Source organism: Sulfitobacter sp. 1A15299, assembly GCF_043556915.1.
GTDB lineage: Bacteria > Pseudomonadota > Alphaproteobacteria > Rhodobacterales > Rhodobacteraceae > Sulfitobacter.
This window is the reverse complement of the sequence record NZ_JBIFFJ010000024.1, coordinates 20,931-31,743: the sequence shown is the minus strand read 5'-3', so window position 1 is coordinate 31,743 and position 10,813 is coordinate 20,931. Positions and strand designations below refer to the sequence as shown.

Annotated in this window: 8 protein-coding genes and 2 tRNA genes; 3 read left to right on the top strand and 7 right to left on the bottom strand. The window is 62.6% G+C overall.

The window, feature by feature from the left end:
• Window positions 1-197 precede the first annotated feature (197 nt).
• The 7 genes from ACGYK7_RS15760 to tgt all read right to left on the bottom strand — a co-directional run bounded on the left by ACGYK7_RS15760 (window position 198) and on the right by tgt (window position 6,795).
• Window positions 198-273 (bottom strand) — tRNA-Val (locus tag ACGYK7_RS15760).
• A gap of 41 nt (window positions 274-314) precedes the next feature.
• A complete protein-coding gene (locus ACGYK7_RS15755; RefSeq protein WP_394403453.1) occupies window positions 315-884 on the bottom strand; it encodes a histidine phosphatase family protein in 570 nt (189 codons plus the stop codon).
• On the bottom strand, window positions 881-1,462 hold the full coding sequence (locus ACGYK7_RS15750) for a histidine phosphatase family protein (protein WP_394403452.1): 582 nt from the start codon (window positions 1,460-1,462) through the stop codon (window positions 881-883). The genes ACGYK7_RS15755 and ACGYK7_RS15750 overlap by 4 nt, the downstream gene beginning before the upstream one ends.
• 134 nt (window positions 1,463-1,596) lie before the next feature.
• Window positions 1,597-1,671 (bottom strand) — tRNA-Val (locus tag ACGYK7_RS15745).
• A gap of 152 nt (window positions 1,672-1,823) precedes the next feature.
• Window positions 1,824-4,235, bottom strand: coding sequence for an endopeptidase La (gene lon / locus ACGYK7_RS15740; RefSeq protein ID WP_394403451.1), 2,412 nt, complete (start codon window positions 4,233-4,235; stop codon window positions 1,824-1,826).
• Between the two features lie 232 nt (window positions 4,236-4,467).
• Window positions 4,468-5,562: an alkene reductase gene (locus ACGYK7_RS15735; protein WP_394403450.1), complete on the bottom strand. Its 1,095-nt coding sequence runs from the start codon at window positions 5,560-5,562 to the stop codon at window positions 4,468-4,470.
• Window positions 5,563-5,667: 105 nt separating this feature from the next.
• Window positions 5,668-6,795, bottom strand: coding sequence for a tRNA guanosine(34) transglycosylase Tgt (gene tgt / locus ACGYK7_RS15730; RefSeq protein ID WP_394403449.1), 1,128 nt, complete (start codon window positions 6,793-6,795; stop codon window positions 5,668-5,670).
• Window positions 6,796-7,089: 294 nt separating this feature from the next.
• On the opposite strand from tgt, the gene ACGYK7_RS15725 reads away from it, so the two are divergent.
• From ACGYK7_RS15725 to ACGYK7_RS15715, 3 genes are all read left to right on the top strand, one after another.
• Window positions 7,090-8,781: a mechanosensitive ion channel family protein gene (locus ACGYK7_RS15725; protein WP_394403448.1), complete on the top strand. Its 1,692-nt coding sequence runs from the start codon at window positions 7,090-7,092 to the stop codon at window positions 8,779-8,781.
• A 68-nt stretch (window positions 8,782-8,849) separates the two neighbouring features.
• Window positions 8,850-10,232, top strand: a complete 1,383-nt coding sequence (gene rimK / locus ACGYK7_RS15720) for a 30S ribosomal protein S6--L-glutamate ligase (protein WP_394403447.1) — start codon at window positions 8,850-8,852, stop codon at window positions 10,230-10,232.
• Window positions 10,233-10,325: 93 nt separating this feature from the next.
• Window positions 10,326-10,688: an SUF system Fe-S cluster assembly protein gene (locus ACGYK7_RS15715; protein ID WP_209218051.1), complete on the top strand. Its 363-nt coding sequence runs from the start codon at window positions 10,326-10,328 to the stop codon at window positions 10,686-10,688.
• The last annotated feature ends 125 nt before the right edge of the window (window positions 10,689-10,813 follow it).

Sequence of the window (10,813 nt, the reverse complement as noted above, 5' to 3'; positions counted from 1 at the left end):
CAGACTGACCGCGCAGCGGGCGGGCGTCGGGCGGGCTCACCACTGGGGCAACCGGTTGATCCAAATGAATAGGTTGGGGATGATGGTGGGTCGCGAGAGGCTCGAACTCCCGACCCAGACTGACCGCGCAGCGGGCGGGCGTCGGTCGGGCTCACCACTGGGGCAGCCGGTTGATCCAAATAAATAGGTTGGAGGGATGGTGGGTCGTGAGAGGCTCGAACTCCCGACATCTTCGGTGTAAACGAAGCGCTCTACCAACTGAGCTAACGACCCGACTTGGACCTGATAGCCCAAGGTGGGGGCGGGCTTCAAGCCTATAATGTCAGCCTTTCTTGCTGGCCGTTCTCAAGACGGAAAACCACCCCCTGCCCGCCCTGCATGTCGCGCAGCGCGGCGGGGGTGCGGCCCAATAAAATAAGGCGCAACATGCGTGATGTGATGCCATGGGTGACCAGCACATGGGGGCCGGTCAGACTGTCCAGAAAACGCGCGCAGCGCGCGTGCAGCGCCGCGAATCCCTCGCCCTCGGGGGCGTGTTGGTAAAGATCGTAGGAATCACGCGCGGCGGGGGTTTGGCGCAGCAACGCCTCACGTGACTTTCCGGCCCATGCGCCGATGCCAATCTCCGCCAAACGAGGATCGGGCGCAGCCTTCAGCCCCGTCTCCGCCAGCGCGATTTCGGCTGTGACCACCGCCCGCCCCTGCGGGCTGCTGAGCGCCGCGAACCCCGTCAGATCGCAACGCTTCAGAATCGCATTCTGCGCCGCGGCCTGTTCACGCCCCCGCTCGGTCAGCGGGGAATCGAAATGCCCCTGCAGCCGATTGGCGAGGTTCCACTCCGTCTCCCCATGGCGCAGGATATAGAGCGTTGGGTAACGGGTCATGCGGGGGCTTCCAAGATGCGCTCGCGCCCGTTTTCCAACAGATAGACGCAGCCTTGCCTATTGCTGAGCCGACCGGCCTCTCCCGGAGCGACGCCGCAGACCTCTGCCCGAAGCACCTGCCCCCAGAGCCCGTGGGCCACCAGCACCGTGGGCGCGGTCAAACTGTCGAGCACCGCCCCGATCCGCGCCCGAAAGGCCTCTACCCCCTCCCCGCCAGGCGCGGCGGCGTAGATGTCCAACGGAGCCGGGTCGCGGCCCGCAAGGTCGGGGTGCGCCGCGAATATCTCATCCCGTGTCAGCCCCTGCCACTCGCCCGCATGTATTTCCATCAATCGCGCATCCGTTTGAAAAGCGGCCCCATTCAACGCAATCCGCGCCGTCTGCTGCGCGCGGCCAAGCGGAGAGACGAGGATATCCGGCTTTTGCGCAAGGATCGCTGGCATGATCTGTGCCTGCCGCTCGGCCTCAGCAATGCCCTGATCGGTCAGCGGTGAATCGAGATGCCCCTGGAGGCGAAACGCGCGATTCCACTCGGTCTGCCCGTGGCGCAGGAACCAGATCTTGGGATGTGCCGACATGCTCTCTCCGCCCGTGGTGCCCGTGGGTCGGGCCAATGAGGGATAAGGATCACTCCGACGCGGAGAAGGCAAGCCATGGGACATGGGCGCAGGCTTAGCGCGGCAAGCTATTCTAACGCGAAGGACGGGGAAAATGGTGGGTGATAAGAGATTTGAACTCCTGACATCTTCGATGTGAACGAAGCGCTCTACCACTGAGCTAATCACCCTTGCGGGGCGAAGTAGCCAATTGCGGCGCGGCTTGCAAGAGGGTTCGGCGCAAAAACTGTCGCGGGGTGCGGCGGGCCCTGCCCCACGGTGGATACGAAAAACGCGCGCCCCGGAAGGCGCGCGTTGATGACTTTCTGACGGGCCGTTCGCCTTAATGCGTGGTCGTGGCGTCCACGCCTGCGGCGCGGGCCTTCATCGCGGCGGCTTCGGCGGCCTCTTGGGCGGCTTCATCCCAATCAATCGCTTTCGGCTTGCTCACCAGCGCATGTTCCAGAACTTCCGAGACATGGCCAACCGGGATGATCGTCAGACCTTCTTTGACGTTGTCGGGGATGTCCGGCAGGTCTTTCTCGTTCTCCTTGGGGATCAGCACCGTGGTGATACCGCCCCGCAGCGCCGCCAGAAGTTTCTCTTTCAGACCGCCGATCGGCATGGCGTTACCGCGCAAGGAAACCTCACCTGTCATGGCGATGTCGCGCCGCACCGGGATCTGGGTCAGCACCGATACGATCGAGGTCACCATCGCCAGACCGGCCGAGGGGCCGTCCTTGGGGGTGGCGCCATCAGGCACGTGCACGTGGATGTCCAGCGTGTCGAACTTCGGCGGCTTGATCCCGATCTGCGGAGAGATCGACCGGACGTAGGAACTCGCCGCGTCGATGCTTTCCTTCATCACGTCGCCGAGCTTGCCGGTGGTCTTCATCCGGCCCTTGCCCGGCAGGCGCAGCGCCTCGATGGACAGAAGCTCACCGCCCACGGAGGTATAGGCCAGCCCGGTCACGACGCCGATCTGGTCCTTCTCCTCGGCCAGACCGAAGCGATGCTTGCGCACACCAAGGAAGTCTTCGAGGTTGTCGCCGGTCACGGTGACGCTCTCGGCCTCCTTCTTCACGATCTTGGTCAGCGACTTGCGCGCAACCTTGGCGATCTCACGCTCAAGGTTCCGCACGCCGGCCTCGCGGGTGTAGTAGCGGATCATCCCGGTGAGAGCGGAGTCCTCGATCTCGAACTCCTTCTTCTTCAGACCGTGGTTCTTGATCTGCTTCTGCACCAGATGCTGCTTGGCAATCTCGCGCTTCTCGTCTTCGGTGTAGCCCGACAGCGGGATGATCTCCATCCGGTCCAGAAGCGGCCCGGGCATGTTGTAGCTGTTCGACGTGGTCAGGAACATGACGTTCGACAGGTCGTATTCCACTTCGAGATAGTGGTCCACGAAGGTGCCGTTCTGCTCCGGGTCGAGCACTTCGAGCATGGCCGAGGCCGGGTCGCCACGGAAGTCCTGACCCATCTTGTCGATTTCATCGAGCAGGATGAGCGGGTTCGTGGTCTTGGCCTTCTTCAGCGCCTGGATGATCTTGCCGGGCATGGAGCCGATGTAGGTCCGGCGGTGGCCGCGGATCTCGGATTCGTCACGCACACCGCCAAGCGAGATGCGAATGAACTCGCGCCCCGTGGCCTTGGCGACCGATTTGCCCAAGGATGTCTTGCCGACGCCCGGAGGGCCGACGAGGCACATGATCGGGCCTTTCATCTTGGTCGAGCGCTGCTGCACCGCCAGATACTCTACGATGCGCTCCTTGACCTTCTCAAGGCCATAGTGATCGTCATCCAACACCTTCTGCGCGCGACCCAAGTCTTTCTTCACGCGGGATTTCACGCCCCACGGGATCGACAGCATCCAGTCGAGGTAGTTGCGCACCACGGTCGCCTCGGCCGACATGGGCGACATGTTCTTGAGCTTCTTCAGCTCGGCCTCGGCCTTTTCGCGGGCTTCCTTGCTCAGCTTGGTCTCGGCGATCTTGGCTTCAAGCTCGGCAACCTCGTTCTTGCCGTCCTCGCCATCGCCCAGCTCCTGCTGAATCGCCTTCATCTGTTCGTTCAGATAGTATTCGCGCTGCGTGCGCTCCATCTGGGATTTCACGCGGGTCTTGATCTTCTTCTCGACCTGCAGCACGGACATTTCGCCCTGCATCAACCCGTAAACCTTCTCGAGGCGCTCGGAGATGCTCAGCGTTTCCAAGAGGTCCTGCTTCTGCTCCACCTCAATGCCGAGGTGACCGGCCACGAGATCGGCCAGACGCGCAGGCTCGGCGCTTTCGCCAACGGCGGCGAGCGCTTCTTCGGGGACGTTCTTCTTGACCTTGGCATAGCGTTCGAACTCGTCCGCCACGGTGCGCAGCAGCGCCTGCGTGGTGGCCGCGTCGCCCGGCATCTCGGTCAGATACTCGGCGCGGGCCTCGAAGAAATTGTCATTCTCAAGATATTCGGTGATGCGCACCCGTGCTTGGCCTTCGACCAGCACTTTCACGGTGCCATCGGGCAGTTTCAGCAGTTGCAGCACATTGGCCAGCACACCGGCCTTGTAGATGCCGGAGGTGTCGGGATCATCCTCGGCGGGATCGATCTGGCTCGACAGCAGAATTTGTTTATCGTCCGCCATCACCTCTTCAAGAGCGCGGACGGATTTTTCGCGGCCAACGAAAAGCGGCACGATCATGTGGGGAAACACGACGATGTCGCGCAGCGGAAGCACCGGGTAGGATGCGTTCAGTGGCTCTAACATGCTCAATTCCTTATCTTAGCAAGACATCCGGGCCCCTGTCATAGGCGGCCTCTGACATCCCCTCTTCTGGACAGGACATGTGTGCATCCCATCCGCCTGTTTCAATCCCTTGCGGGCTGTTCGGCCGCCATCATCGCGCTTCGGCGGGGTGGAGGCAAGCGCGTGTTGGGGTGATTTCGCCCCAATAGCGCGCGTTGTAGGACAGGGGCGCCGCGCGGGCGCCCCTGATCGGTCAGGCTTCGGCCTGTTCCAGCGTCGGGTAATCGGTGAACCCTTCGCGCCCACCGCCATAATAGGTATCGGTATCGCCCTCGTTCAGCGGGCCATTCATCAGCCATCGGCGCGGCAGATCGGGGTTGGCGATGAAGGGGCGGCCCACGGCGATCAGATCGGCCTTGTCATGGGCCACGGCCTCGATCGCCATCTCGCGGTCATAGCCGTTGTTGGCCATGTAAGGCCCGTCAAAGAGCGCCCGCAGCGCGGCGATGCTTTCGCCTTCGTCCAACTCGCGCGACCCGCCCGTGGCCCCTTCGACAAGGTGCAGATAGGACAGGTTGTAGCGGTTCAGCCCCTTCACGACATATTCAAAGGTCTCTTGCGGATTGGCGTCTTCGATCCCATTGGCGGGCGAGAAGGGCGAGAGGCGCAGCCCCACACGTTCGCCGCCCCAGACTTTCGTCACTGCATCCAACACCTCGAACAGCAGCCGCGCGCGGTTTTCCACGCTGCCGCCATAGGCATCGTCGCGTTTGTTGCTGCCGGTTTTGAGGAATTGATCCAGCAGATAGCCATTGGCCCCGTGAACCTCGACCCCGTCAAAGCCTGCTTTCTTGGCCATCTCGGCGGCATGAGCATAGTCGGCGACCAGACGCGGCATCTCATCCAATTCAAGCGCGCGCGGCTCGGAAGTATCCTCAAACCCGTTGGCGGTGAAGGTTTTCACGCCAGCGGCAATCGCAGAAGGCGCGACGGGCTTGCCGCCATCGGGCTGTAGCGAGGTGTGGCTGATCCGCCCCACATGCCACAGCTGAATGACGATCCGCCCGCCTTCCGCATGCACCGCGTCGGTCACCTTGCGCCATGCGGCGACTTGGCCCTCGCTATGAATGCCGGGGGTCTGGAAGTACCCCTTGCCCTCGGGGCTGATCTGGGTGGCTTCGGTGATGATGATGCCTGCACCGGCCCGCTGGCGGTAATAGTCGACGTGCATATCCGAGACTTCGCCAGTCTCATTGTCCGCACGGTTGCGCGTCAGCGGGGCCATCACCAAACGGTTCTCGGCCGCGATCTCACCGGCGGTGAAAGGGGTAAAAAGCTTCTCGGTCATATTCGGGCCTTTCCTTGCAATAGAATGTGCAAGGCACCTAAGACCCTGCCGCCCCGCAGCAAGGATCAACCGCACAAATTCGCGTGAGGCGGCAGCGCCCGCCCCTCAGAGCGGGTCGATGTCGCCCTGTTCGCGACCCGCGTGAAAATCGGCCTGCCATTGGGTGAACCGGCCCGCCGCGATGGCCGCGCGCATGCCGGCCATGATGTCTTGGTAATACTGCAGGTTGTGCCATGTCAGCAGCATGGAGGAGATGATCTCTTGGCTGCGGAAGACGTGATGCAGATAGGCGCGCGAATAATTGCGGCAGGCCGGGCAGCAGCAATTCTCGTCCAGAGGGCGCGGATCGTCCTGATGGCGCGCGTTCTTGATATTGAGCACGCCCATCCGGGTAAAGACCTGCCCCGTGCGGCCAGAGCGGGAGGGCAGCACACAGTCCATCATGTCGATGCCCCGCGCCACGGCACCGACGATATCGTCGGGCTTGCCCACGCCCATCAGGTAACGCGGCTTGTCCTCGGGCAGCATGTCGGTCGAGAAATCCAAGGTGGAGAACATCGCCTGCTGCCCCTCCCCCACGGCCAGACCGCCGACGGCATAGCCGTCAAAGCCGATCTCGCGCAGCGCCTCGGCGCTTTCTTGGCGGAAGTCCTCTTCCAACCCGCCTTGCTGGATGCCGAACAGCATGTGCCCGGGGCGGTCGCCAAAGGCATCGCGGCTGCGCTTGGCCCAACGCATCGACAGGCGCATGCTTTCGGCAATACGGTCCCGGTCAGCGGGCAGCGCCGGGCATTCGTCGAAACACATGACGATGTCGGAGCCCAAAAGCTCCTGAATCTCCATCGAGCGTTCCGGCGTGATCTCATGTTTGGAGCCGTCGATATGGCTTTTGAAGGTCACGCCGCGTTCGGTCAGTTTGCGCAGCCCGGCAAGGCTCATCACCTGAAAGCCGCCACTGTCGGTCAGGATCGGCTTGTTCCAGTTCATGAACCTATGCAGCCCGCCCAAGGCGGCCACACGCTCTGCCGTTGGGCGCAGCATGAGATGGTAGGTATTGCCCAGCAGAATGTCCGCGCCGGTGGAGGCCACGCTTTCGGGCATCATCGCCTTGACCGTCGCCGCCGTGCCCACTGGCATGAAGGCGGGCGTGCGGATCTCGCCGCGCGGGGTCTGGATCACGCCACTGCGTGCCTTGCCGTCCTGCGCGTGTTTGGTGAATCCGGTGCTGGTCATACGCTGCCCTCTCTGCCTGCGACTGGCGCGATAAACCAGTGGCGGGAAACATGCAATAAAGCGGAAATAGCCTAGATCGCCCGAGAATGGTATCGTTCAAAGGATAACGGGCTTAGAGCGAAATCGCTGCCGCTTGATCACCCCCAACGCACTCCTGCGAACGCTTTGAAGCCAGCAATCCAACTATGCGCGGATCGCTACGCGCAACCTCAACGCGGCCCAAAGCCCGCAAATAGCGTTTCAAAACGCGGTGCAGCCTTGAATTGCCCGAACCCCCGCTACATTGCGCTATCCATGCAGCAGCTTGCCTTACTCCCACGCGCTTTCGCGACTGTGTTGCCTCGTTTTCTGGGGGCTTTCGTGCTGGCGATTGCGCTGCTCTCAGGGGCCGCCACCGGGCAGGCGCAGGAAAAATGGTTTGAAACGACCGAACTGAACCCCGGCCTGCCGCCCCCGCCCGAGACGCTGGACCGCGGTACACCGATGGCGGCGCTGGAAAGCTTCATCTACCTCACGGACAATGGCCACTATTCGGACGCGGCCCATATCCTAGACCTGTCGGATCTGCCGCAAGGGGATCAGGCGGTTATCGGGGCCGAGCGCGCCTTCCAACTCTCCGTCTTGATGGAGCGCAAGGTCGTCGTGCCATGGCGCAGGCTGGCGGACCGCCCCGATGGCTGGCTCTCTGGCTCGGCCGAGGACAATGACACCGGGCGCGTGCGCCGCTCGCTCTTGATCGACAGGCTGGAACTGGGCGGACATGACGTGCCGCTGCGGCTCAACCGGATCAAACCCGGTGAGGATGCCGAGCCAGTCTGGGTCTTCTCCCGTCAGAGCATCGACAACATCCCGGATCTGCATGCACAGTATGGGCCGACGGACCTTGAGACGATGCTGCCCGACTGGCTGCGCATCCGCGCCTTTTGGGGCATGTATCTGTGGGAGGTGCTGTTCCTGCCGCTGCTGGTTGGCGTTGCCCTCATGGCTGGCTGGTTCGCCTTCGGCGTCATGCGCCGTCTCGGAGAGGCCGCCAAACGCCGTTGGATGCGCTTTGTGTTTCGCTCTTTCCGCTGGCCCGCCGCCATCGTGCTCTGCGCGGCAATCATCGGCACGGCCACCAGCCGGGTCTTGGTCGTCTCAGGCTTTATCGACGCGGTGCTGAGCCCGATTTTGCTGATCGCCTATGTCACCGCCGCGGCTCTCGCCATCGTCTTTACCTTTGACGAGATCTTTGATCGGATCAGCCCCAACAATGCCTATGAGCTTGCCGATCCGATGAACGCCCATATGCGCTCTATCGCCACGACAATCGCGGCGGCGCGCAAAGGGGTGATTGTGATCGCCGTGCTGGTGGCCTCTGGCGTGATCCTTGTTTCCAGCAATGCGGACAACACCCTTGGCCTGTCGCTGCTGGCCTCTGCGGGTGCGGTGACCATCGTCTTGGGTTTCGCGGCGCGTGAGGTTCTGGGCAATATCCTCGCCTCCATCCAGATCGCGCTGAACCGCTCCGCGCGGATCGGGGATCAACTGATCTTCGAAGGGCATTTCTGCACGGTCGAGCAAATTCACTTTACTTACGTGCAATTACTCAACTGGAACGGTACCCGGCTGATCGTGCCGGTCAGCTATTTCGTTTCCGACGCCTTTGAAAACTGGTCGATCGAGGATCACGCCATGGTGCGCCCCATCATCCTCACCCTGTCGCAAAACGCCGATGTGGCAGCGCTGCGCCGCGTGTTCTTTGACCTTTTGGCGCGGGAAGACCCCAATGACGTCAAACCGATGGACAAGGCCAAGGTGCATGTGCTCGACCAAGATGCCTTCGGCATCAAGGTGCGCTTCGAGTTGCCCACCGACAATGCCGCGACCTTTTGGGATATCGAATGCCGCGTGCGCGAAGAACTGCTTGCCGCCGCCGCTCGGATGGAGAAAGAGAACGATGTCCGCATGTTGCCCCCCGCCCCTGCGGATATGGGCACGCCGTAGCATCACGCCGCTTGATGCAGCGCTTGCCGCAGGTTAGGCAGGCGGACCAATGACCCAAGGAGCAGGCAATGGAAAAACTGACATTCGGCTGGGAAGAATGGGTTGCCCTGCCCGATCTCGGCCTGCCCGCGATCAAGGCCAAGGTCGACACCGGCGCGCGCACCTCGGCGCTTCATGCCCATGACATCGAAGTCTTTGGCCCCGCGTCAAAACCCAAGGTGCGGTTCAACGTGCATCCCATTTCCGGGCGCGAGGATATCTCGATCACCTGTTCCGCCCCGATCATCGACCGGCGCGAGGTGACCTCTTCCAATGGCGAATCCGAGCAACGTTTCGTCATCGCCACCACGCTTGAGGTCGGCGGCCAAAGCTGGCCCATCGACGTGACCCTGACCAACCGGAGCACCATGACCAGCCGCATGTTGCTGGGCCGTCAGGCGCTGACCGAACATATCAACATCTCGGCCACCGAACGGCGGTTGCAGCCTGACCTGAATTACGACGTTTACCACACCGCCAGCCTGCGCCACAAAGCGCCGCAGCGCGCGCTGCGCATCGCGGTGCTGAGCCGGGAAGACAACTATTCCACCCGCCGGCTGGTCGAGGTGGGCGAAGCGCGCGGCCATGTGGTCGAAGTCATCGACACCACGCGCTGCTACATGGCGATCAACCAACTGGCCCCCGAGGTGCATTACGACGGCAAGCGCCTTCCGCGCTATGACGCGGTGATCCCGCGCATCGGCGCGTCGATCACCTCCTACGGCACCGCCGTGATCCGCCAGTTCGAGACCATCGGCACCTTCTGCGTCAACGGCTCTGCCGGGATCACCGCCAGCCGCGACAAGCTGCACGCGCATCAGGTCTTGGCCGCCAAGCGCATTGGCATGCCGACCACGGCCTTCGCCGCCTCGCCCAAAGACACCAGCAACCTGATGGCGCTGGTGGGCACCGCGCCGTTGATCGTAAAGCTGCTGGAATCGACCCAAGGCAAAGGCGTCGTGCTGGCCGAAACCAAAAAGGCCGCCGAGTCGGTGATCGACGCCTTCCGCGGTCTGCGCGCCAACTTCCTCGTGCAGGATTTCGTCAAGGAGGCCGCTGGCGAAGACATCCGCTGTCTCGTGGTGGCGGGCAAGGTCGTGGCCTCCATGAAACGCACTGGCGCCGAAGGGGATTTCCGCTCGAACCTGCACCGGGGCGGCTCGGCCAAGGTGGTGCGCATCTCGAAAGAGGAACGCGACACCGCCGTACGCGCCGCCCGCGCCTTTGGCCTTGGCATCGCCGGGGTCGATCTGCTGCGCTCCGAGAGCGGGCCAAAGGTGCTTGAGGTCAACTCCTCCCCCGGCTTCGAGGGGATCGAGAATGCCACCAAGAAAGACATCGTCGGCAAGGTCTATGATGAGATCGAAGCCCGCGTGAAGCCACAGCCCGTGCGGCGTCGCAAAGGCGGATAACGGGGGCGGCAGCGGCCCCGCCCGGCTCGGGGCCACTTTACGCCCCTGCCCGCAATCCCTATATAAAACGTCGAGAATGATGCGAGGCAAGAGATGACCGAACAGACCCAACCGCTCGAAGGGACACCGCTGATTGCGCCCTCTTCTACCGATCACCCGCTCTACGAGCAGGTCGTTGAGGCTTGTCGCACGGTCTATGACCCTGAGATCCCGGTGAATATCTATGAACTGGGGCTGATCTACACCATCGACATCAACGACGAGAATGAGGTCGACATCAAGATGTCGCTGACCGCGCCCGGCTGCCCCGTGGCCGGTGAGATGCCCGGCTGGGTAGCCGATGCGGTCGAGCCGATCGCCGGGGTCAAGCAGGTCAATGTGGCACTGGTCTGGGAGCCGCCTTGGGGCATGGACATGATGTCGGACGAAGCTCGCCTTGAACTGGGCTTCATGTAAGCGACAGTTTTACAACGCAAAGAACGGACGCCGTCGGTGCAGGGCATCGGCGGCGTTTTCTTTGGCCGCATCCCGCCGAGCGGGGCGGCCAAGGATTGTTCATTTGACTGACATGAACCGGTCGT

Coding starts and splice junctions, on each gene's coding strand:
- ACGYK7_RS15755 (WP_394403453.1), bottom strand. CDS start 884: ATGACCCGTTACCCAACGCTCTATATCCTGCGCCATGGGGAGACGGAG.
- ACGYK7_RS15735 (WP_394403450.1), bottom strand. CDS start 5,562: ATGACCGAGAAGCTTTTTACCCCTTTCACCGCCGGTGAGATCGCGGCC.
- tgt (WP_394403449.1), bottom strand. CDS start 6,795: ATGACCAGCACCGGATTCACCAAACACGCGCAGGACGGCAAGGCACGC.
- lon (WP_394403451.1), bottom strand. CDS start 4,235: ATGTTAGAGCCACTGAACGCATCCTACCCGGTGCTTCCGCTGCGCGAC.
- rimK (WP_394403447.1), top strand. CDS start 8,850: ATGGAAAAACTGACATTCGGCTGGGAAGAATGGGTTGCCCTGCCCGAT.
- ACGYK7_RS15715 (WP_209218051.1), top strand. CDS start 10,326: ATGACCGAACAGACCCAACCGCTCGAAGGGACACCGCTGATTGCGCCC.
- ACGYK7_RS15750 (WP_394403452.1), bottom strand. CDS start 1,462: ATGTCGGCACATCCCAAGATCTGGTTCCTGCGCCACGGGCAGACCGAG.
- ACGYK7_RS15725 (WP_394403448.1), top strand. CDS start 7,090: ATGCAGCAGCTTGCCTTACTCCCACGCGCTTTCGCGACTGTGTTGCCT.